This is a genomic window from Fimbriimonadales bacterium (genome assembly GCA_035559795.1).
GTDB lineage: Bacteria > Armatimonadota > Fimbriimonadia > Fimbriimonadales > ATM1 > DATMAR01.
The window spans coordinates 438,636-460,480 of the sequence record DATMAR010000003.1 but is presented as its reverse complement, the minus strand read 5'-3'; the positions used below and the strand labels follow the sequence as shown (position 1 = coordinate 460,480).

The window sequence follows — 21,845 nt, the reverse complement described above, 5'->3', positions numbered from 1 at the left end:
ATGAGCATGGGAAAAGTAAGCCATCTCTGGTTTGCTCGGCTCATGCTTCTTTCCGTAGGAGCGGTGGCGTTTCTGTGTCCTTCGAGTGCGCTCGCTCAAAGCAGTGGAAACGCAACCGTGACCAGCAGTGTAGGTTCATTCATCTTCTTCGAGTTTCTGAGTCCACCGAGTGAAATCCTCATCGAGGTGAACGACGGTGGACAAGCGGGAACTTATAGTGGCTCGCGACCATGGCATGTTTTGGCGAACGTGAATTGGCAGTTCGTGAGCGCTAATTTCGGCAGTTGGAGCCCGCCTCTCAACCCCAGTTGGTTCTTCGGTGCCAATGGATTCCCCACCAGCGGAGGACCCGGTGAAACGCTCGGTTCTTTGACGGTGCAGGTTTCGGGGTTGACGTTTCCGACTCCACCGAATACCTATACGTCTACGGTCACGGTAACCGTGGGTCCTGGGTAGCAGACGTTGCTCGAAGCGCGGAAACACTTGGCTAAGGATGCAGGGTTTTTCACGACCCTGCATCCTCTAAAGCGAATGGAGAACCCGATATGAAAATTGCACCTATTTGGATTTCGGTTTTTACAATGCTCAGCGCCTCCTCTTTGGCACAGCAAACATCCATCATGGTTCAGCCCGTGCGGCTGGATTTGCAGCCAAAGCCCGGAGAGCGTGTAGAAGTGCCGGTGAGCGTGCGAAACCTCAGTAAGACCCATCCTGCTAAGGTGCAGGCGCGTTTGTGGGAACTTTATCAAGCGGAAGATGGTGGATTGATGGTGATGGACCCCGAGGTCGTAGCGAATCCGCCTCCCCCCCCATCGCCCTCCTGCCTTCCGTTCACGAAACTCGACAAAGAGGACTTCGAAATCCCCCCCGAAGGCGTTCAAATCATCAACGTGAAAATGCAGGTTCCCGTGAATGCGCGAGGCTTTTACAGCGGTTGTGCCATCGTGCAAACCGTACCGGAACGAAAGCCGGGAACGATAGCGATACGCATTCGTTTTTTAGTTCCCATCTTAGTGCAGGTATACGGGACGGCATCAACACGACGAATAGAAGTCGGAGTTCCGACTATGGAATTCGCGTCCAAAAACGAGCGAGAACCCGTTGGAACCATTTTCAAAATCCCTATACGAAACGCAGGGGAAAGCATGGCGCGGGTGAATGCGAATCTGACCGTTTATTCTTCGATGGATGACCGTTTGCGTAAGGTGGCAAACATTTCTTTCAAAGAGAGGACTTTGCTTCCGCATGCACAGGCTGTGCTCACACAAAGAACATTGACCCGACTGCCGAAAGGGAAATACAAATTATCAGCAGAGGTTCGATTAGAAGGTTCGACGCCTTTTCGTTCTTCTGGTGAATTCGATTATGAAGGCGACCCGGAGATGAAAAGCGCTGTATTCGCTTCGGAATTAGAGATGTCTCCTGAAACGCTCGAAATAGAGGGGGCGCCCGGTGCCACGCGTTCTGCATCCTTGTTGGTTAGAAATACCGGTGCTGAACCGGTGCAGTTGAAAGCAGGAGCCGGCGTACCTCGTGCATTGCAAGGGGTTTCCGCAGGAAACATCGTAGGAGAGGAACTTTCATGTCCTTCATGGGTTTCGTTCGGCTCGACGGAGGGTGTCATTAAGCCAGGCTCAGAGAGAAGAATCAACGTACTCGTTCGCATACCGCGTGAAGGTGTGAAATATTCGCATTACTACGCGAGGCTTTTATTGACGGCGTTATCTCCCGAAGGTCAACCAATCGGTACAGTCGAAGGTTTGTTGGCAGTAAAGATTAAAAATGCAGTGGTAAAGGCAGAATTAACTCCGTCGGGAAGGGTGACGGTAACGAAAACCAGAAAGAGCGAATACAACTTCGTTATGCGATTTGCAAATCTCGGTTCTGTCCATTTGGATTTAAAGCCCAGCGCTTCCTTGATGGATGCGCAAGGTTCGCGCGTTTTGAAGGAACTGAAACCGGAAGAAGAAGGTTCGGGATTTCTCTTGCCCCTCGAAACGCGGGCATATAGTTACACTGTGAATTTTCGAGACGTGCCTCCTGGAAAATACGCTTTGCGTTTCGTCGTGGAATATGAAAAGAATCGCGCGATTTCGACAGTCATGGTGAAGGTTGTTTCAGCGGCGAACGGTGAGCGAAGTCTGGAGGTCTTAGAACAAATCAATTCTTAAACGAGGGGGGTAATCTTGCGCAGGTGCGGTGAGGATAGTAGCCTAATCCAGCATTACCCCCCCTATTTTTTCAGAAGGAGATTTTTGCTATGATGTTTTCGTTTTGTTTCGCAGCAAGTATTTCGATTTGGTTATCCATAGGATGGAAGCCGTGCGCAGAGCCTTTGGAAAGGAATCCGATTTTCTATTCTTCAAAGTTTTCATCTTTATGTGTTCCGAAATTCACACCGGCTTTAAGCCCCCCCATTATATCTCTATTAGAGCCGTCGTCGAGCGAAACGAGTTCCTCTTCGAATGGCAAACAAGAGCCGCAAAAACCACCGCAGACGCAAGAACCGACGATCAGCAACGTATTTGCGGATACGGATATCCGACAGGCTTTGGCAGACATAGCGGCTTCTGCAAACGTGATTATCATCCCCGATGACACCGTGCAAGGAACGGTTACTATGCAATTGGAAAACGTTCCCTTGGAACAAGCTTTGACGCTGATTACATCACCGGGGGGGTACTCTTGGGCTAAGGAGAACGGTTATTACTTGGTGGGGCGCGCACATCCGAGCAATCCTAACTTTTTGAGGTTTGCGAAAACTACAGTTTACAAGCCCAATTTCAGCACCCCGGAGCGCATCGCAAATTTGCTCCCTTCGACGTTGAAGGAATTCGTCCAATACACTACATCGGACCGCGTGCTGACTATTACCGCGGCACCGGCTTTAACGCAACGAATTCTCGAAGACATTCGCCTTCTCGATACCCCACCACCGCGCATTCTTATAGAAGCGTTGGTAACGGAGATCTCGACGGAGACGCTCGACCAATTCGATTTTTCTTGGACGTGGAGGCATTTCGGCTTGGATACAGGGGGGGATAGCATTCAATTGCGCTATACGCAGGTAACACAAAACGACGTAGCAACTATGAAATTTCTCATCAGCAAAGGAAAAGCAGAGGTACGCGCTAATCCGAGGGTTATGGCGCTCGAAGGTCAAGAAGCGATGATCGAGGTGGCTCAAGAAAATTACTTTCAAGTAGTAACAGGACCGGTGAACTTTCCGTACGTTACCATTCAACTCATCAAGACAGGAATCTCGCTTCGTATGACACCATTTTTGGCAGATGACGGAAGAATTACGGTGAAACTATCACCGGAAGTCAGCGATGCAATCGGAACCGGTCAAGCGGGATTGCCGATCAATACCGCTCGAAGGGCCACGACAACCGTGCGCGTAAAAGAAGGGGAAACTGTCATTATCGGAGGAATGTCTTTCGAATCGAAACGCCGACGCACTTCGCGTGTGCCCATTTTGAGCGAAATCCCGTTGATAGGTACGCTTTTCCGATTCCATCGAACAGAAACTCGTCAGACAGAAGTCGTAATCATGATCACGCCGAGACTCGTTCGAGAAGAGCAAACAGGCTCAATCTCCGAAAAAGGGAATCACGAATAATAACGCTGAGAACAAGTTTCTAAAAAACGCTGGCTATTTTTCGGTAGCAGACTTTATTTCGGAACTTTCGTATTTAATCTGCGCAATTTTTTTGAGTTTCTCTAATTTCTGTTGGAAAACTTTCATCGGTTTTTCTTCGAGTTCTGGTTCTTTCCCTTCCAGCAAGGATGCTAATGCTTTGCATTCCGAGCGGGAGAAGCGCACGGAATGAAAGACGTGTTCTTCCCATGCTTCATATGCCATCGGTGCGACGGCTTTAGCGCACATCGCAAGTGCTTTTGCATATTCTCGAATTTCGTACTGCGCATGTTCATCCATGCGAATATGCAAAAAATGAAACAAATTGTGTAAATCGATTTGCCAATACCATTCCGTGTATAACGATAAAGGGAGGTTCATGCGTGCGAGTTCTCGAGCGATCCCCTCTTCGATCATCTTTTCGTAATTCTCGTAGACTCGACGTTGCTCTTCCTGCAACTTCGCGATTATCTCCTCCGCTTTTTCTAAAGGGACGACTTCTTCGCTGCGTCCCTGTTTTTTCACTTGGTCTTGTGTGCGCACTTCTTGCGGAACCGGAAGATAAAACTCATCTTTCATCACGCTGTAACGTCCGCTGATTTCGTTCAACCTCGCCGTACGATGCCGCACCCACTGCCTTGCAACGAAAATCGGCATCTTGCAGTGGAAAGTCAATATCACCTGCTCGAAAGGGCTCGTATGGTCGTTGCGCAGAAGGTAATGAATGAGGGCACGGTCTTCTCGAACCGTCTTCGTTCCCGCCCCGTAAGAGACGCGAGCCGCTTGAACGATTCTCGCATCCCCTCCTAAATAGTCCACCAAGCGTACGAAACCCTTATCGAGAACGCGGATCTCCTTGTCGAGCAATTCCTCCGCTTCTGGAACGACGATTCTTCCCATATTTTGTTTTTCTACCCGTAATTTCGCTTTTTTACTTGTGAAAAAGAAGGAAACAATGCAAGAAAGGTGTTTTTTATTGCGGTTCCCCTATCGGGTTTATAAATTTAGTGAGAATTCCAAACCGGGAGGTACTGCATCCAGTCCTCGCGCTCTTTGGCGCGGAGGTATTCGGGCAGGGAAATGTAAGGAATGTAGTGTGGACGCTTGGGAGTTTTGATTAACTTCATTCCCGCCTCTTTGAGGGATTTGTCTCCTTTTTTGAGGTTGCATTTCCTGCAGCAGGCGACGACGTTCTCCCACGTATGAGGACCACCGAGACGACGAGGAATCACATGGTCGATCGTTAGTTCTTTGCCAGCGACGTTGCAGTATTGGCAGCGGTAATTGTCGCGAGCAAGGATCGAATGCCGGGAAAGCCTGAGTTGAGGAACGGGGCGTTTGACGTGGTATCGAAGACGCAAGACTGACGGGGCTCGGAGTTCTTGGCTTCCGGTACGCACGATGTGACCGTTATGATGCAGGATTTCCGCCTTCCCCTTCACCATGAGCGTGATGGCACGAACCATGGAACACACGTTCAGTGGCTCGTAGTTGTTGTTCAAAAGCAGTACGTCCATTCGATGCATAGGAAGTGCCTATAAAAGACGAAGACCCGACAATCGAACTGTCTGGGTCTCCTTGCTGGCGTGGTCGCGGGCACACCGCGCGATTATCAAAAACGGCATGCCGAACCAGGAGCCAGTGCTCCATCGAGACCCCCTGAGCATACGCTTATCGGAGTGCATTCGGCATAGGATACCCATTTTTTAGAAGCATTTTGGCTTTTTTGCACCTTTTATTCCCATGTCGTTATTTTCTTTAAGAAATTTGGCACAGGTTCCGTGTTGCTATGGAACAATCCGCCAAAGCCGGTAGTCAATGAAAATGAAGAGGAAGACTATGAAAAAGGCTATAAAATTATCTTTTTTTACTTTGACTTTATTGGTGTTCAATTTTCCTAAGAATCTTTTTGCGGACGGTTATTTTGTTTGGGTTGGTACTTTAGTTGAAGACGAAGTAAGCGTTCTACGGGGGATATCCGACAACGGCATGGTTGCAGTTGGCAATGCAGTACTTGGAAATAAAGGGACAGTACCCGTGCAATGGACAGAATTTACTGGATTAGAACCTTTAACAACGGATGTGAACGGGATTGCATATAATGTTTCTGAAGACGGAAAGTTTATTGTTGGAGAAATGTCTAACGGGGCTTTTACAGAAGCGTTCCGTTGGACCTCAGAAGGAGGACTAGTAGGTCTCGGCGATCTTCCTGGGGGGTCGTTTAGAAGTATTGCGTGGGGTGTTTCTGGAGATGGGTCTATTGTTGTTGGCGAAAGTAACTCAGCGAATGGAATAGAAGCTTTTCGGTGGACAGAGTCTGATGGAATGCAAGGACTCGGGGACTTGGCAGGAGGCGGATTTTTTAGCGCTGCTTATGGCGTCTCAGCAGATGGAAGCACGATTGTAGGTCAAAGTATGTCTTCAAAAGGCACTGAAGCTTTCCGATGGACTTCCTCAGGGGGAATGCAAGGATTAGGTGACTTAGGAAGCGGCTCGTATGCGAGTGCTGCGAACGCAGTTTCTGCAGATGGGTCGGTTATTGTTGGAGTAGCTTCTCCGGGTTCAGAAAAAGCTGAAGCGTTCAGGTGGACTGCAGAAGAAGGCATGCAAGGATTGGGGTACTTACCTGAGGTAACTAACTACTTTTACAGTACAGCCTGGGCGGTTTCTGGGGACGGTACGGTGATCGTTGGTCAATGCTTTACAACAATTTATGGAAACGAGGGCATCATTTGGGACGCCGAATACGGAATGAGACGCGTAGTCGATTGGTTGATTGCGAATAACGTTAATGCTCCGAAATATTCACAGATAGCGGACGCTTTTGATGTTGCTCGAAATGGTTCCTATGTAACTGTAGTTGGCTTTGGTAATTCGGGGAGTGTGTGGGAGGGTTGGGTTGCAAAGGCAGAATTCGGAGGGAGCGTTTTCGATATTTTGCCAAGTTCCTTTACAGTGCTTGCCGGGAATCTGCTGCAAGGTGATATAACATCTCTCCTCAAAAGTGATGATTCTAAAGTTATAGTTGAAAGTTCTTCAAGAACAGAGAAACCTCAAAATGTTATAGAAGTAAAAGGCATTTGCCCGATTACCAAAATCACTCAATTAGAAATAACTGTAGAGTCGTCTGCTTCTATACCTAACATCCTGCAAGGTCTTTACCTTTTTAATTATGAGACGAACTCTTTCGAATTAATTGATTTACGCGAGAGCACACTTAGTGATTCAAAGATTAATATTACCATTGGATTGAACAATAACGCAAAACGATTCGTATCATCGACTGGTGAAATAACGGCTCAAGTTAGGTGGGAAACTGAGGGACTATCAGCGCTTAAGTGGAAAGCGATAACAGATTTAGTACATTGGCGAACTTGGGGAAAGTATTAACCCGGAGTTCCAAGGATAGATGGGGGATACCGGATTACGAGTTGACTTCATGCGTCTCATGTTGTTAATAACACAGAGTTCAACCACTAAAGACCGTGAAACAAACCAATAGACTTACTTTAGTTTTTCGTATTCTACAACAAAAACATTTACCGAATTATCAGGACGTAGATACGGTATTAATATCGCTATACCGTTATTCGTTTTCGTGTATGTTAGAGTTTTCTTTTTCGAATTGGTGAGTTCGTAAATGCGTATTATTTTCGCATCGAAGGCAGGGAGAACGATTTCCTTTCGTTCTTTATCGAAAACGTGGAGGAAAAGCTTTCCAGGTTTTTGAGTTACGCGCCCCCATTCTAATTTTTCGGAAAACGGACTTGCAGAAGTTCCGTAAATGGCTTCTCCGTTTCTCTTCAGCCACGCTCCTATAGTCTTAAGCCTTTCGACGCTTTCCTGCGGGATCTCGCCTAATGCGTTCGGTCCGACATTGAGCAAATAGTTTCCGCCTTTGCTGGCGATGTCTACCAAATTTTTAATGAGAGTATCGGCGGATTTCCAGTTGTTGTCGTGTTTTACATATCCCCATGTGTCGTTCATCGTCATACAAGTTTCCCAATCCATTCCTGGCAATCCGCTTGCTGGAATTTCCTGTTCTGGTGTTCCGTAATCACCATAGTGTTCTCCCTTAGCCTCGCGCCCTTTGTCTACGCGGTTATTGATAATGATATTCGGTTGCAGACTTCGTACGAAGTTGTAAAGGTCTTTTCCGTACTCGTGATTCCATGTTTCTTCCCATTCTCCGTCGAACCAGAGAATTCCGATGTCTCCGTAATGGGTGAGAAGTTCTCGGAGTTGGTTTTTCATATACTCGATGTAACGTTGGAAATTCGCTTGCGATGCGTCGCGTTTGTCCCAAGGGCGGCGAGGCAAATAATCGGGGTGATGCCAATCCATAATCGAATAATAAAAGCCTAAGCGAATCCCGTTTTCCTTACACGCACGAGAGAGTTCTTTAAGGATGTCGCGCTTGAAAGGAGTTCCCATGATGTCGTAATCAGTGAACTTGCTATCGAATAGACAAAAACCGTCGTGATGTTTGCTGGTTATCACGATGTATTTCATTCCAGCCGTTTTTGCGATGCGCACCCATTCTCGCGCATTGAATTTAACGGGATTGAATTGTTTTTGGAGAGGTTCGTATTTTTCGGGGGGGATTTGCGCGTGATACATGAGCCATTCACCCGCTCCGTTATATGTTTTCCCTTTCCACTCTCCAGCGGGAATTGCATAGAGCCCCCAATGGATGAACATTCCGAATCGGGCTTCTCGAAACCACCGCATACGCTGATCACGAAGTTCTTTTGATTCGTGAAAGAAGTCCTGTTTCGGATTTTCGAACGGAATAGGTTTCATAGGCTCTGAATGGGAAAATGCAGCGAAAACAAGAAAATTCATCAATATCATAACAGCATTTCTTTATGTCGGTTTCTTACTCAGGGCATAGTTTATTGATTTTTTGAATATATCCTGCGGTAAGACGGACGGGTCCACCAGGCTTGCCATATAAAACATCAATTCCAATCACTTCGCCTTTTTCGTTTTTCACCTCTTCGTTCGTAGCGAAACTCTGAACTCCGACTACGAAATCCCCATAGAAGACGGGTCCGCCGGAATCTCCCGTAAGAGGGTAACCCTCATTAGCAATCGCTCCGGCGTCTCGATTTCTGTCGAATGTATATACCATGATGTTGCTTTTATACATCTTTCCGGTGCCTGAATCTGTGAATTCGAATTCGTTTGCATGCGCGATAATTCTTTGCCTGAACCATCGAAGTGTTCCATTTTCGTGTTCGGGTCTTGCGAAAAGGGAGCGATATCCGTCTTGACGTAGCGGATCTCCTGTTCTTCCGTAGCCCCAAAGCGATACGTCATACATGAGTTTGTTGTCGAATTGCCACTCTCGCTCTGCATTCGGGGGGGAGGCTATGGAGACTGGTAAGATACCGCTTAAAAAAGACCACTGATGTGTGTCTACTTGAGTACTGTCGATGGTGACTTGAACGACTGCCAGGTCTGCGTTATTGAAATTTTGGCTTCCATGAATCGTCTTTGCTTTCGGTTCAACAATAAAAGTCTCCGCACCTCCGATATCTCCGAATCCGAGTGTGAGTTTTCCCTTTATTTCGACCACGTGGTCAGCCGTTAGGATACAGAAGCGGATTTCGCTTCCTTCTACTGTTTTGCGAAAGATTGTGCCTGTGCCGGAAAATTCGCCCTGATCGTTCTCTATTGTCAGACGGAGAATCGGTGGCTTTACGCCTCCTAATTGGTCTTTAGGCACGCTTCCCGGCAGGATAATCGTCGAGAGTAGAGGCGGCAGAACAAGAAATAGGCAGTTGCGGTTCATTTTTATCCCCCTTTCTCAAGTTAGTATAACAAACTTTCTCCTACTCGCCAAGGGGAAATGAATCTAACAAGAGTAGAATTTTGATAAATGAGTCAACATAAAAATAGATATCCTTCAGAGACGGCTTTGCGGTTTGAGATGTGTCGAATCGCAAAAAGGTTATGGGAAAGAGGACTTATAGGTGCCTCCGAAGGAAACGTCTCCTGCCGATTCGACGAAAATCATCTTTTGATTACGCCTTGCGGAGTTATCAAAGGCGATTTGGAGCCACATCAACTCGTCGTAACCGATTTGCACGGTAAACCGATTTCTTATGGAGAGCCTTCTTCGGAATTTCGAATGCACATTCGAATTTATCGAGAACTGCCGGAATGTTTTGCCGTCGTCCATGCGCATCCACCGACTGCCACCGGATTCGCTATTGCAGGAAAGACGATTCCTCATGAAAGTCTTCCCGAAGTCGAAATTGTTTTGGGGAAAGTTGCGTTAGTTCCATTCGCTACGCCGGGGACAGATGAAATGGGGAATGTTTTAGTTCCCTTCTTGCAGTCGCATAAAACGTTCCTTTTGCGCAACCACGGAGCGGTTACGATAGGGGGTTCTTTAGAAGAGGCATATATTCGGATGGAAACTTTAGAACGAATTGCCCATATGCTTTTCGTAGCCCACGTGATGCAAAAGGAATCGTAGGGTATATTTGGTTAAGCCTCGCGTGCAGGGGAAGTCCGGTGAAAGTCCGGCGCTGTGCCGCAACGGTAACGGTGAGAACCGAAGCCCGAATGCCTGCTTTGCGAAGCGACCGGTGTTGCTTGCGAGCACAAGATTTGTCGGTCGAATCAGTGAAAAACTGAAGAACTTCTAAGTCTTCATCTCGAAAGCAGCGCCCTTAAAGGAGCGCTGCGGTTTTTTTAAAACCTGCAGTCCTCCATTTTCGACAAATCTATTCGCACATTTCTTTGAATCACACATACGAAAACATGGAGGAAAAGATGAAAGAAAGAAAAGGTTTTACGCTGATCGAGCTTCTCGTCGTTATCGCAATCATCGCTATTCTCGCGGCAATTTTGTTCCCCGTTCTCACGCGCGCGAAAGAGGCGGCGAGGAAGACGAGTTGCGCTTCGAATCTATCGCAAATCGCTAAAGCATGGGGAATGTACAATTCCGACTTCGACGAAACTTGCATGCGCGCAAACATCGCAAACGGAAACAAGACGATTTATTGGTGGGGGAGTTGGGACGGAGAAAAATTGCGCGAAAACGAAGGATTGCTCTATCCCTACATGAACAATCGCGCTATTCAAGCGTGCCCTTCGTTCGAAAATTTCCTCCGAACGGTGTTGGGATATACGGGCTACGCATACAATTATGCTTATTTGAGCCCTTCTGAATATCAACCACCGGACTGGACGGAGGTTCCGATTCCGGTTTTTACCCATCAAATCCAAGACCCAGCGAACACGATAGCATTCGCCGATTCCGCTCGCATCAACAATTGGGATTACGATAAAGCGACGTTAGAGGGCAATGCTTACCTCGACCCCCCCTCCTTCAATTATCCGGGGTTTCACGCACGGCATAACGAGATGGGAAATACGGTTTGGTGCGACGGACATGCGAAAACGCTTAGACCGAAATATCGCTCCGGCACTTTCGGCTATGGCTTTCAGGCAGAGGATTTCGTGAAGAACAACTTAGGAGATTTAGACGAAGACGGAAATTTCACTACGGACGAATGGTTCGATTTGAAGTAATGTCGGAAATTAGAAAATAAGAAGAGATCTGATATTGTTTTGAATGACTTCGTATTATAGGTTTATCGGTTCTGGCATTTCGTTGTAGATTCTCCCGTTTAATCGTCTGCCGGTTAGATCTTTTCGTACTCCACCCCATTGCTTGAAAAAAAATGGGACATTTGCTTGACGGCACTGTCTATAAATTGAAATTACCCACTCTTTTTTCATAGGCCGGGCTTTTGGTCCTGATTCTCCTCCCACGATTACCCAATGGATTCCATCAAGCGGTAAATCATCGAGTGGTCCTATAAGAGGCTCACATGATAGGAATTTTACTCGTGCTGGTGTTTGAAGAAGGTCATGTACTCTGTATAAAACTCGCTCATCTTCCACGCTGACACCCATCCAAACATTATTTGGCCAGGGAAGTAATGAAGCAATCTCTTTTAGGCGATCACTTCTTTTTGTGAGAACTTGAAATGTATGCCATGTGCACTCACACATTGTCCTGAAAACCTTCTGAATGAATTCAAATGGAACTTTTTCGTGAAACAAATCGCTCATAGAATTTACGAATATAAAACGGGGCTTTTTCCATTTTAATGGAACATCCAAAAGTTCGGGATGAAGCGTTATCTTAAATCCGTTTTCATACTGCTTTACTCCCATTGCTTTGAGGCGCTTTGCGAATCTTTCAGCATAACAATGTTTACAACCCTGACTGACCTTAGTACAGCCTGTTACAGGGTTCCATGTCATTTCGGTCCATTCAATCTCGCTAACACCAGCCATGATTACCTCCCAAGAATATGACTTGCAATTTTAACGGCTGTCTTTGCTCCTTTCACATTTGATGCCGCAAAGCAAAGTAGATAAAGTGGTGCATTTCTCGAATTGCGGAGAACGAGCGGGTTCGGAGCTACTCTAACGAACACTGAGCTGAGTTTTTCTAGAATGTAATTTTTTAGAGTTTCTAAATCGGCGTCTCTTACTATCTGTTCTTCAACTCCGAAGAGCGTATTCTCTTTTTTCTTGATGTACAATTTTTCTTTCCAATCTTCGTTGCCGAACGTCTTTGTTAATCGTTTTTCTCGTGCTTTTGTAGGCATTTTATCTCTGTCAAGCAAGCGCAAGACACCCATACCGAGTGGAAACAGCCACCACATGTCGACTGCCTTAGTTGATGCCAATTTTTTAATTGTTTCCCATTCGACCTGCATTCCCCATGGATCTAAGAACACAACTGCTCTCGTTCGATTCCAGTCCGTAGAGTCACACCAATTTTGCAACCATGAGTTTGCATCTTGATTTATGACTTGACCTCCCCGTCCATAATTTTCCAAAAGTTGTTTTAATTCTTTTGTACGTTGTTTACTTTTGTCGATGAAGATATATTCATCGAAGGGGGGGTCAATACCGAGAGCAATTTTAGCGCTGCCTTCGACGAACTCCTTTGTTTCGGGTTCATGAAATTCTTCAAAATCCGATTGTTCAGTTACATTTCCTTTTTTTATGTATACCTTGCCACATCCAGCGAAGGCGTCAACATAAATCGTGTTAAAAAAGTTACCATATTTCTCGCCTTTAAGAATTTGCTGATAAGGATGTAAGTATCTTTTGAGACGATCAAGTTTATCTCTTGTCCAATTTCCACCATATTCCGCACTTGGAGGTTCGCTAACTTGGAATGTCATACTGTTCTTTACTAAGAATGTATTACAATATTGCAAATCTCGGAATCCGTTCTTCAGCGAGTGGAAGAACGGGGAAAGCGGCATGCGGTTCCGTTTGATACCAATACGCGACCGAAGAATAATTGTTCTGCTGTAAATTCGCATGACCGTGTTCGATACTGAAGAGAATGCTCTTTTGGAAAATCACTGGATCGAGCAGATGCAGGCGATAGCAAGTCGTTGCATGGCGTTCTGGAAATTTCGAATCATGTTCATAAATAGATACACCGGCATAAAGGTATGCATGGTCGTGCATTCCCCATGCTTGCGTGAAATAATCTTCGCTTCCCGTTCCATGCAAACTCGGAGGCCAGGATTCACCGTCAATAAAAAACATGTCGTCGCCTTCCCCCCACCACGTCAATTCGGGGACTTTCAATTCCTCGTCTCCGAATTTTTTAATATGCACCGTCGGGTCTATGTTGTGGACGCTTAAATTGCATCCCACATAATGTCCCGTACCTTTCGCTTCGAGAATAACATAGTTCTCTTTTCCGGTTAAGTTTTTCTTGTCCATGTACATCCAATAATTTTTGCCTTTGCTTGCGATTGTGCCTCCTTTTACCAGTGTAGGCATCTCTTGACGATATTGGGCATGGAACCGTAACATCCCTTCTTCCAGATTTTCGAGCTCGTCGTAGTCTACATAATAATAAAAGCTATCGCAGCGTTCGTCACTTTCGTTTTCGATTTCGATTCGCATTCCTTTTTCGAAAGGCATCGGGAAATAACAGTTCAAAGCCACCCCCCCTCCGAGACAACTTTCGTTAAATGCGCTCGTTACCGTGTTGAACATTGCGTTTTGGAAACTTTTCGCGATGCCGTGTCCTAAGCAAAAGAAATCTCCTACCGGCGTTTCGATACTCGGGGTTTTTTCTCCATCCCACCACGCGCGCAAAACCATTTTTCGCAGATACAATCTATCCCGATGATTAATCGTGAACCAGATGTGCCGAATGATTCCCGCACCGGACACTTCGGCTAAGATTTTTCTTTCGCGTGGTTCGAAGGGAATCCAATCGTGGTTCGCACCTGTCTTATCCCAACTCGAAATTCGCTTTGAGCGACCTATTCGTCGCAATGGTAAATCGGAGATAGACAAAAATCCCTTCATTCAGGGAATTATATCGACTCCGAAAGAACGAAGTCCTATCTGCCGAAATGAAAACTTGTTGGCACTTCGTGAGAAGATTTCGGGCGGAGGAGGTGCCTGGCTTTTTCCATAACCTCCTTCGAGAGTTGATTGAGGCGCTCAAGGGAAGTCCTCATTCTCCTGACCTCGTCTTCTGCACCGTCTCCTTCCAAAATGTCCACCCCACGCGATAGGCGCAAGACATCACCATGAAGCGCTTGGGCGATTTGCAAAAGACGATGGGCTTTCTGAGCGGGATTCTCCTCTGTGTGTTCTATTTCAGCGATACGGCGACGAACTTCGATTTCCGAAAGCATTTTTCGACCTCCTCGGAATTGGTGTGGAGCGTCGTCGTAGCACCGCGAGTGCGCGAAGACGCTCTTGTTTTCCGCCTACGGGGTTAGCTGACGGGTTAGAGCCAAGAGCTACTCTTTCGATCCTTCGAATTCACCCCTTGGTTTTGGGTCCCCCGCTCCCGACCGAAGGTCGGGATTCGGCAGTCTTGTTTATATTATACTCTCAATTTTGCTAGGTCGTTGCTTCTCAATTTTTAAAAATCGAGGAAATTATGGTAGGAACTTTAGTTTCGTTTTTTGTTGCACTTTCTCCGGTACAAAATATCGAGAAAATGCTCGAAGAGATTAGCCCTCAGCGTCTGCGTGAAACCGTAGAAAAATTGGCTTCCTTTCATACTCGAAACACCCTTTCACCGGAATTGACTAAAGCATGCGAGTGGATTGCAGAAGAGTATCGAAAAATCCCTGGATTGCAAGTCGAAATTATGCGGTACACACTTCCGAAGGGAAGGCGCGTTCCCGAAGATAAAGAAGTCGTTCAAGTGATTGCGCGTCTGCCAGGGGAGGATGACAAAATCATTCTCTTGGGGGGGCACATAGATTCTTTGAATTTGCGCGAAGACCCGATTACTGGACGCGCCCCTGGAGCGAACGATGACGGTAGTGGCACCGCGCTGGCGTTAGAACTCGCACGAGTTATGGCGAAACACAAGTGGAAACATACTTTGGTGTTTTGCGCGTTTAGCGGAGAAGAACAAGGACTTCATGGAGCACGCGCCTTTGCTAAAAAGGCAAAAGCCGAAGGATGGAAAATCGAAGCAGTGTTCAATAACGACACGGTGGGTTCGAGTGGAAATCTAAACGGACAAAAAGATCCCAAACGAGTTCGAATATTCAGCGAAGAATCCGAAAATCATCAAAGTCGTGAACTCGCGCGATGGATAGAATGGCTAACGAGAGATTCCGATTTCAATATAAAGTTAGTTTTTCGCAGAGACCGCTTCGGTCGCTCAGGAGACCATGTTCCTTTTAATGAAGAGGGTTATACGGCGGTGCGTTTCGTGGAAGTGCATGAGGAATACACGAGGCAGCATACGGAAAACGATTTGCCGGAACACATGGATTTCGAATATTTAGCGAATGTCGCTCGGGTGAATTTACTTGCGATGGCATCTCTTGCTAATGCCGGTGAGCAACCGACAGATGTTCGCATGGAAATGCGACAAGGACACGACACGACGCTTACTTGGAAAGCGACACCTGGTGTGAAATACGTCGTGTATTGGAGAGAAACAACGAGCCCGGTTTGGCAGAATGTGAAACACGTAGGAGAGACTAATCATATCACGATAGAAAAAGTTAATAAAGACGACCATATTTTCGCAGTCGGTGCGGAGGGGGGGATTCCCGTCGTTATAAGATAATTCGATAGGAGGTGATTATTTTGTTATATTCGTTATATTTTGTATTCCTAAGTTGCTTTTTGACTGCATCGAAAATGCCCGAACAGTTCGAATATCGTTGGGTATATGTGACGGGGAATCTTCAAGTAAACGAAAACGTCGAGAGAGTGATCAGTATCATGAAGCGGGCGAAAAATGCGGGATATAACGGAATCGTTTTGGCCGATTTCAAACTCTCTATTCTCGACCGAGTACCGAAGCAGTACTTCGAAAACATAGAAAAAGTAAAGCAAGCGGCAAAACAACTCGAACTTGATATTTATCCCCCAGTTTTTTCCATTGGATATTCCGAAGGGCTTTTATCCCACGACCCTAATCTCGTCGAAGGACTACCGGTTTACGATGCGATATTCGTAGCGCGAGAGAGATACGCTGAACTCGCTAAAGAAGAGCAGCCTCTTCCAAAGAATTTGGATTTCGAAGAAGCGACAGGAGATAAATTCGCCGGCTGGGAATTTCAGGACGATATAGGGCTTTCGACATTCGCCGATTCGCGAATCGTCCATCACGGCGCTCGTTCCTTGCGCATGGAAAACATCGGGCAAGTGAACCCTCACGGAAATGCTCGAGTGCATCAACTTGTCGAAGTGAAGCCTTGGAAGCAATATCATATTTCTGTTTGGATTAAAACGGAAAACTTCGACCGAGCAGGGAATGCGCGCATTGCCGTGCTCACAAGAGAGGGAAAGTCGCTCGATTTCACTTCGCTCGGTGTGCGGCCAACGCAGGATTGGAAAGAGCATCATGTCGTTTTTAACAGCAGAGACAATACGAGTGTGCGGATTTACTTCGGAGTTTGGGGGGGGAATAACGGAAAAATTTGGTGGGACGATGCGCGTATGGAGCAGGTGGGGCTGCTCAACGTAATTCGACGCGAAGGTTGTCCTCTGACCGTTCGAAGCGAGAGCGGAATCGAATACGTAGAGGGCAGGGATTTCGAAACCGTCATAGATGAAAGAATGGGAACAGTCCCCTGGCCCGGAGGATACGAAGTCTATCACGAACCTCCACGCCTTCGATTGACTCCGAACTCGCGAATAAAACAAGGAGAGCGACTGAAAGTGAGTTTTTATCACGCGATTACAGTTTATCAAGGGCAGGTATGTATCTGCTTGAGTGAGCCGAAGACTTATTCCTTATTGCAACAAGAGTTGTCGAACGTGAAGAACGTTCTCGACCCAAAAGGTTATTTTATGTCTCATGATGAAATTCGAGTCGCCAATTGGTGCAAAACGTGTATCGCGCGTAAACTCACCCCAGGTCAACTTCTCGCGGATAATGTAAAAAGATGCATCGAGATGATTCGAAGTGCGTCTCCGAATGCGAGAGTTTTCGTTTGGAGTGATATGTTCGACCCTTATCATAATGCGCGTGGAGATTATTATCTCGTAAATGGTTCGTGGGAAGGTTCATGGCTCGGGTTGCCGAAAGAGGTCATTATCGTGAATTGGAATTTCGTTGAGCGCAAAAAGAGTTTGCCATTCTTTGCATCGCGAGGGCATAAGCAAATTCTCGCTGGATATTATGATGGAGAAGTGGAAAGCATCAAAAAGTGGCTCGAAGATGCCGCCTCGGTTTCCGGAGTAGTCGGTGTAATGTATACGACGTGGCGAGGGGATTATTCGAACCTCGAGGCTTTTGCAAAAGCAGCCTGGGGAACTGTCGAGCGCCGTGAGGCGCGATGATGCTACGGGGCAACGCCCCCCCTTGTTTTCTATCTAAACGGATTGTTTCCCCAATTGTTTACGTTCCAAATATCTTTACATTTTTTCTGCGCTCACGCCGAATGCTTCGTGATGCAAGCGTACTTTGCGAAAGCCGACATCGTTCAAGCGTCTCATTACCCCTTTCACGACTCGTGAACTCGTTCTGCTTTCTGGATCACCGACATAATGAAAGAGTTTTCCTTTTCGACTCAAAACACGAAAGAGTTGCTCATAAAATGCTCCGGAATACATCTCGCCGGCCAAAGATATCGTGGGGGGGTCATGAATCACGACGCTGAAACTTCCTATGGGCAATTCGTAGATCAATTCGGAAGTATCTCCGAGTATCCTCTCGATGCGCGGATTCGTAAAAAGATTTTTGGACCACGGATTTATCGCTGCCAGTTCCAATGAGACTGGGTCGAGTTCTATCGTAAGAACATATTCGGCAGTTTTAGCGGCTTCGATGGCGGTATAGCCCAAGCCGGTTGCCGTATCCAATACGTATCCTCGAATAGGCGCAATCGTTTTCAATTTCATTTGTGTATCTGTTATCGGGTCTATTTCCTTAATGCGATGCATCAGAATTCCAGAAACCATCATCGTCGGCGCTCTGCCTGTAGCGACAAGGCTTCTCATTAATCCTGTGCGCTCCGAAAACTTTTTCGCTTCGTGCCATTCGTTCCCTACTAAATAAAAAACTCTTCTCCCCGCTTCGGCAATTTTTTCGAGCATCTCCCAGTGCAGAATCGCGTCTTTCGAAATACGCACCCCTTCCCGTGCGATTTCTACTTCACTTACGCTCATCCCGAGATTCAAGGAAACCTCTATTTTCTTCCCCAAAGAATCTTTTTGTTCGAGCATCGTGCGGGCTTCGAAAGACGAGATTACGCACTTCGCAGAGACTGGATGTGTGTGATCGCGGGGGATTTCGGGAAGGAACTTCTTCGGTTTTTTCATGCTTCGAATCTATAGTGAATTATGACGCGCATGGAGAAAGCGGTAAAATAGCAACTCCGTGGACTTCAAAGCGACGTTGAATCTTCCCAATCCCGCTTTCACGATTCCCATGAAGGCGGATTTGCCGCATCGTGAGCCGGAGATACAACAGTATTGGAAAGAAATCGGCGTTTATTATTTGATTCAAAAAAAGCGCGAGGGCGCAAAAAAATTTATTTTGCACGACGGCCCACCGTACACGAATAGTCCTATTCATATGGGAACAGCGCTCAATAAATCTCTTAAAGATTTCGTCGTGAAATATAAAACGTTGCGCGGTTTCCTCGCGCCTTATGTCCCTGGATACGACAATCATGGACTTCCGATCGAAATGGCGATTCAGCGTAAAAAAGGAAAAAATCTCTCGCCCGATGAAATGCGCAAAGAATGCCGAAAGCATGCAGAAGAATATGCAGAAATCCAAACGAAACAATTTCAGAGATTAGCGGTTTTCGGTGAGTGGGAAAAGCCATATAAAACGATGGATTATGGTTACGAGGCGACGATCGTTCGCGCGTTCGCAAAGCTCGCGGAACAAGGATATATATATAGAGATTTACGACCGACACATTGGTCAATTTATAGTCAAACAGCGCTCGCAGAAACGGAATTAGTCTACGAAGAGTACACATCCAAAGCGATTTACGTTCGCTTTCCGTTATTGAAAGACCCTAAAGGAATTTTTGCGAATTTCCCATCGAATCGTATCTATGGTTTGATTTGGACGACGACTCCCTGGACGATTCCGGGAAATCTCGCGCTCGCGTTCCATCCCGATTTGGAATATGCTTTGGTGGAAAGCGAAGGCGATTTTTATTTGTTGTATTCCGGTCTCATCGAAAAGGTTTTCGAGGATATAGGGAAAACGCCTGGTAAAAAAGTATTGAGCGTGAAAGGGCGTGAACTCGAGGAGGTGGTGTTTAAACATCCAATTTTTGATAGAGAATCCATCGGTGTCCTTGCGGATTATGTGAATACGGAAGAAGGAACAGGAGTCGTTCATACAGCACCAGGACATGGTGAAGAGGATTTCCATACAGGCAGAAAATACAATCTCCCTATTCTTTGCCCCGTGAACGAAGCGGGTGTATTCACGGAAGAAGCAGGAGAATTCGCAGGATTACATATTCACGAAGCCGATGAAGTCATTCCGAAAAGACTCGCAGAGGAAGGGAACTTAATCAAAGTCTACGATTATCGCCACAGCTATCCGTATAGCGAACGCGATAAGCATCCCGTCATTTTCCGCACGACCGAACAATGGTTTCTCAAAGTAGACCATTTGAATTTGAGAAAACGCGCACTCGAAGCGATTTCGCAAGTGAAATGGTTCCCCCCCTCGGGAAGAGAGCGCATCACGGCGATGGTTTCGACAAGACCGGATTGGTGTCTTTCTCGACAGAGAATATGGGGGGTCGGCTTGCCGATTGTATACGGTGTTCCGTCGGGGAAACCTGTGTTGGATTCTCGAATTATGGAACGCGCGGCGCAAATCGTCGAAAAAGGCGGATCCGAGGCTTGGTTTACCACTCCCTTAGAAGAAATTCTTCCACAAGGATTTCGTCATCCAGAAACCGGTGAAACGGAATTCCGAAAAGAAACCGACGTTTTAGATGTTTGGTTCGATAGTGGAATTACTCATCTCGCTGTTTTGGATTGGAATTATGGAAACTGGAAAAACTTGGAATCGCCAGCAGATTTATACTTAGAAGGAAGCGACCAGCATCGAGGTTGGTTCAACAGCAGTTTGATAACGGCTATGGCGCTTTGCAATCACCCCCCCTATCGTCAGGTGCTGACACACGGATGGGTGGTTGATGAAAAAGGTCGCAGGATGTCGAAATCCCTGGGAAACGTCGTAGACCCTGTAGACGTCGCGAATCATCATGGGGCGGATATTTTGCGCTTGTGGGCTGCAAGTGTGGATTATACGGAGGATGTTTCCTGCAGTAATAAAATCATCGAACAAATTGGCGATGTTTATAGAAGAATTCGCAACACGTTTCGGTTCCTTTTGGCGAATCTTTATGATTACAACCCGAAAAATTCCTATAATCTAATAAACCCGTTAGACAAATGGGCTGTTTTTCAGATGAGGCTTTTAGAGAAAAAATGCTGCGACGCGTACGATGTTTATGATTTTCGTGAAGTTACTTCAACGCTCCATAATTTTTGTGCACGAGAGATGAGTGCGTTTTATTTAGACGCGATAAAGGATAGGATGTATTGCGACCCGGCAGATTCTCCGAGCCGCAGAAGTGCACAAAGAGCGTGTTATGAAATATTGATGAGTCTCGTTAAACTCATCGCTCCGATATTGCCGCACACGTGTGAAGAAGTGTATAGGAAAATCCCTTCCCTCGAGAGCAAAGAAACTGTTTTCTTAGAGGTTATCGAACCTATCGAGGACGAGGAAGCGAAACGAATAGAAAACTCAGAGCTCTTTTCCCGAATGAAGGAGTTTCTTCGTTTCAAAGACCGGCTTTATGCGGAACTCGAAGCATGGAAGAACACTTCCGGTGTAAAGGACATGCAGGATATCTATGTAAAAGTCTATGCTCCGAAAAAGAGCCTCGATGTCCTTAAAACTTTTGGGGATGAATTGCCGACCATCTTGCGTGTAAGTTGGTTGGAATTGCACGATTCTGAGGAGGAAAGGTTCGAATTCGCGGCTTCGGAATTTGCAAAATGCGAGCGATGTAGATTGCGCCGACCAGATGTCGAAGATGTAAACGGAGTTCCGCTTTGCAAGCGAGACAGAATGCTCGCGGCGTCAATCTCCAAATGAAAATAAAGATGGCATTGAAATTAGCGCGCTTTATTCTAGTAGTAGCGATTTTCTTAGCGCTCGATCAGATTACGAAATCTGCGATAAGGACGAATCTCGTTCCGGGTCAATCCCTCGTGGTCATTCCGGGGATTTTCGAACTTACGCTCGTTTATAACACAGGCATCGCTTTCGGTTTATTCCCGAATGCCGGGATTTGGCTCGCACCGACCGCAGTACTCGTCTCGATAGCGGCGACATTCGGGTACCTTTATGCCCCCCCTAATTTTCGATTGTTCTCCGCTTCCATGATGTTGGTTACTGCTGGGGCTATCGGGAATTTTACGGACAGGATTTTTCATGAGGGACGCGTAACGGACTTTATCGATATCAAAATCATTCACGTTTTCAATCTGGCAGATTTTTATATCACGCTCGCAGTCGTTTTGTTGTTTGTCCATTGGATATTCGTTGCGAAGCACGATTTGGCGACGCCTTCTGCCGAGAGGGAGAACGAAAAAAAAGAAACAATCCCCCCCAGAGAAGAAACAGAAAGCCTAAGATAGAGTCGTCGAAGGA

19 protein-coding genes and 2 riboswitches are annotated in these 21,845 nt (G+C 46.4%); of the genes, 10 read left to right on the top strand and 9 right to left on the bottom strand.

All coding sequences use genetic code 11. The annotated features are described in order from the left end of the window. The 3 genes from VNK96_02765 (at position 1) to VNK96_02755 (ending at position 3,622) form a co-directional block, all read left to right on the top strand. The gene (locus VNK96_02765; GenBank protein HWP30633.1) at positions 1-456 is read left to right on the top strand and encodes a hypothetical protein; all 456 of its coding nucleotides are present in this window, start codon (positions 1-3) and stop codon (positions 454-456) included. 89 nt (positions 457-545) lie between these two features. Further along, on the top strand, positions 546-2,171 hold the full coding sequence (locus tag VNK96_02760) for a hypothetical protein (protein HWP30632.1): 1,626 nt from the start codon (positions 546-548) through the stop codon (positions 2,169-2,171). An 89-nt stretch (positions 2,172-2,260) separates the two neighbouring features. Further along, the gene (locus VNK96_02755) at positions 2,261-3,622 is read left to right on the top strand and encodes a hypothetical protein (GenBank protein HWP30631.1); all 1,362 of its coding nucleotides are present in this window, start codon (positions 2,261-2,263) and stop codon (positions 3,620-3,622) included. A gap of 33 nt (positions 3,623-3,655) precedes the next feature. On the opposite strand, the gene thyX is transcribed toward VNK96_02755, so the two are convergent. Together thyX and VNK96_02745 are read right to left on the bottom strand one after the other, a co-directional pair. Then, complete coding sequence (gene thyX / locus VNK96_02750; protein HWP30630.1) at positions 3,656-4,540, bottom strand: FAD-dependent thymidylate synthase; 885 nt, start codon at positions 4,538-4,540, stop codon at positions 3,656-3,658. 104 nt (positions 4,541-4,644) lie between these two features. Then, complete coding sequence (locus VNK96_02745; GenBank protein ID HWP30629.1) at positions 4,645-5,157, bottom strand: HNH endonuclease; 513 nt, start codon at positions 5,155-5,157, stop codon at positions 4,645-4,647. 322 nt (positions 5,158-5,479) lie between these two features. Here VNK96_02745 and VNK96_02740 point away from each other — a divergent pair, with 322 nt between their 5' ends. Beyond that, the gene (locus VNK96_02740; protein ID HWP30628.1) at positions 5,480-7,030 is read left to right on the top strand and encodes a hypothetical protein; all 1,551 of its coding nucleotides are present in this window, start codon (positions 5,480-5,482) and stop codon (positions 7,028-7,030) included. Between the two features lie 114 nt (positions 7,031-7,144). On the opposite strand, the gene VNK96_02735 is transcribed toward VNK96_02740, so the two are convergent. Both VNK96_02735 and VNK96_02730 read right to left on the bottom strand, forming a co-directional pair. Then, positions 7,145-8,443 (bottom strand): alpha-L-fucosidase, encoded by a 1,299-nt coding sequence (locus VNK96_02735; protein ID HWP30627.1) that lies wholly within the window; start codon positions 8,441-8,443, stop codon positions 7,145-7,147. 76 nt (positions 8,444-8,519) lie between these two features. After that, a complete protein-coding gene (locus VNK96_02730; GenBank protein HWP30626.1) occupies positions 8,520-9,437 on the bottom strand; it encodes a hypothetical protein in 918 nt (305 codons plus the stop codon). 87 nt (positions 9,438-9,524) lie between these two features. Between VNK96_02730 and VNK96_02725 the strand changes: the two genes are divergently transcribed. Continuing rightward, positions 9,525-10,127, top strand: coding sequence for a class II aldolase/adducin family protein (locus VNK96_02725; GenBank protein HWP30625.1), 603 nt, complete (start codon positions 9,525-9,527; stop codon positions 10,125-10,127). Continuing rightward, a riboswitch (cobalamin riboswitch) is annotated at positions 10,124-10,243 on the top strand. It overlaps the preceding gene by 4 nt. Before the next feature lie 183 nt (positions 10,244-10,426). Continuing rightward, positions 10,427-11,188, top strand: coding sequence for a prepilin-type N-terminal cleavage/methylation domain-containing protein (locus tag VNK96_02720; protein ID HWP30624.1), 762 nt, complete (start codon positions 10,427-10,429; stop codon positions 11,186-11,188). 54 nt (positions 11,189-11,242) lie between these two features. Here the strand turns inward: VNK96_02720 and VNK96_02715 are convergent, their stop codons facing one another. Genes VNK96_02715 through VNK96_02700 form a run of 4 tightly spaced genes read right to left on the bottom strand, consistent with a single transcriptional unit; the run spans position 11,243 to position 14,352 of the window. Then, positions 11,243-11,962 carry a phage Gp37/Gp68 family protein gene (locus VNK96_02715; protein HWP30623.1) on the bottom strand — a complete coding sequence of 240 codons (720 nt, stop codon included), beginning with the start codon at positions 11,960-11,962 and terminating at the stop codon, positions 11,243-11,245. 2 nt (positions 11,963-11,964) lie between these two features. Further along, positions 11,965-12,864: a three-Cys-motif partner protein TcmP gene (tcmP, locus tag VNK96_02710; protein ID HWP30622.1), complete on the bottom strand. Its 900-nt coding sequence runs from the start codon at positions 12,862-12,864 to the stop codon at positions 11,965-11,967. Positions 12,865-12,886: 22 nt separating this feature from the next. Next, complete coding sequence (locus tag VNK96_02705) at positions 12,887-14,017, bottom strand: glycoside hydrolase family 172 protein (GenBank protein HWP30621.1); 1,131 nt, start codon at positions 14,015-14,017, stop codon at positions 12,887-12,889. Positions 14,018-14,052: 35 nt separating this feature from the next. Continuing rightward, on the bottom strand, positions 14,053-14,352 hold the full coding sequence (locus VNK96_02700; GenBank protein ID HWP30620.1) for a hypothetical protein: 300 nt from the start codon (positions 14,350-14,352) through the stop codon (positions 14,053-14,055). Between the two features lie 56 nt (positions 14,353-14,408). Then, positions 14,409-14,544: riboswitch (cyclic di-AMP (ydaO/yuaA leader) on the bottom strand. A gap of 59 nt (positions 14,545-14,603) precedes the next feature. On the opposite strand from VNK96_02700, the gene VNK96_02695 reads away from it, so the two are divergent. Together VNK96_02695 and VNK96_02690 are read left to right on the top strand one after the other, a co-directional pair. Then, positions 14,604-15,755, top strand: coding sequence for a M28 family metallopeptidase (locus VNK96_02695; GenBank protein ID HWP30619.1), 1,152 nt, complete (start codon positions 14,604-14,606; stop codon positions 15,753-15,755). A 59-nt stretch (positions 15,756-15,814) separates the two neighbouring features. Beyond that, entirely contained in the window at positions 15,815-17,479 is a 1,665-nt protein-coding gene (locus tag VNK96_02690) for a carbohydrate binding domain-containing protein (GenBank protein ID HWP30618.1), read from the top strand. Between the two features lie 75 nt (positions 17,480-17,554). On the opposite strand, the gene VNK96_02685 is transcribed toward VNK96_02690, so the two are convergent. Beyond that, positions 17,555-18,460: a hypothetical protein gene (locus tag VNK96_02685; protein HWP30617.1), complete on the bottom strand. Its 906-nt coding sequence runs from the start codon at positions 18,458-18,460 to the stop codon at positions 17,555-17,557. Between the two features lie 58 nt (positions 18,461-18,518). On the opposite strand from VNK96_02685, the gene ileS reads away from it, so the two are divergent. Together ileS and lspA are read left to right on the top strand one after the other, a co-directional pair. Continuing rightward, entirely contained in the window at positions 18,519-21,287 is a 2,769-nt protein-coding gene (gene ileS / locus VNK96_02680) for an isoleucine--tRNA ligase (protein HWP30616.1), read from the top strand. Beyond that, positions 21,284-21,832 (top strand): signal peptidase II, encoded by a 549-nt coding sequence (gene lspA, locus VNK96_02675; protein HWP30615.1) that lies wholly within the window; start codon positions 21,284-21,286, stop codon positions 21,830-21,832. The genes ileS and lspA overlap by 4 nt, the downstream gene beginning before the upstream one ends. Positions 21,833-21,845: the final 13 nt, after the last annotated feature.

Coding starts and splice junctions, on each gene's coding strand:
- VNK96_02765 (HWP30633.1), top strand. CDS start 1: ATGAGCATGGGAAAAGTAAGCCATCTCTGGTTTGCTCGGCTCATGCTT.
- VNK96_02760 (HWP30632.1), top strand. CDS start 546: ATGAAAATTGCACCTATTTGGATTTCGGTTTTTACAATGCTCAGCGCC.
- VNK96_02755 (HWP30631.1), top strand. CDS start 2,261: ATGATGTTTTCGTTTTGTTTCGCAGCAAGTATTTCGATTTGGTTATCC.
- thyX (HWP30630.1), bottom strand. CDS start 4,540: ATGGGAAGAATCGTCGTTCCAGAAGCGGAGGAATTGCTCGACAAGGAG.
- VNK96_02745 (HWP30629.1), bottom strand. CDS start 5,157: ATGGACGTACTGCTTTTGAACAACAACTACGAGCCACTGAACGTGTGT.
- VNK96_02740 (HWP30628.1), top strand. CDS start 5,480: ATGAAAAAGGCTATAAAATTATCTTTTTTTACTTTGACTTTATTGGTG.
- VNK96_02735 (HWP30627.1), bottom strand. CDS start 8,443: ATGAAACCTATTCCGTTCGAAAATCCGAAACAGGACTTCTTTCACGAA.
- VNK96_02730 (HWP30626.1), bottom strand. CDS start 9,437: ATGAACCGCAACTGCCTATTTCTTGTTCTGCCGCCTCTACTCTCGACG.
- VNK96_02725 (HWP30625.1), top strand. CDS start 9,525: ATGAGTCAACATAAAAATAGATATCCTTCAGAGACGGCTTTGCGGTTT.
- VNK96_02720 (HWP30624.1), top strand. CDS start 10,427: ATGAAAGAAAGAAAAGGTTTTACGCTGATCGAGCTTCTCGTCGTTATC.
- VNK96_02715 (HWP30623.1), bottom strand. CDS start 11,962: ATGGCTGGTGTTAGCGAGATTGAATGGACCGAAATGACATGGAACCCT.
- tcmP (HWP30622.1), bottom strand. CDS start 12,864: ATGACATTCCAAGTTAGCGAACCTCCAAGTGCGGAATATGGTGGAAAT.
- VNK96_02705 (HWP30621.1), bottom strand. CDS start 14,017: ATGAAGGGATTTTTGTCTATCTCCGATTTACCATTGCGACGAATAGGT.
- VNK96_02700 (HWP30620.1), bottom strand. CDS start 14,352: ATGCTTTCGGAAATCGAAGTTCGTCGCCGTATCGCTGAAATAGAACAC.
- VNK96_02695 (HWP30619.1), top strand. CDS start 14,604: ATGGTAGGAACTTTAGTTTCGTTTTTTGTTGCACTTTCTCCGGTACAA.
- VNK96_02685 (HWP30617.1), bottom strand. CDS start 18,460: ATGAAAAAACCGAAGAAGTTCCTTCCCGAAATCCCCCGCGATCACACA.
- lspA (HWP30615.1), top strand. CDS start 21,284: ATGAAAATAAAGATGGCATTGAAATTAGCGCGCTTTATTCTAGTAGTA.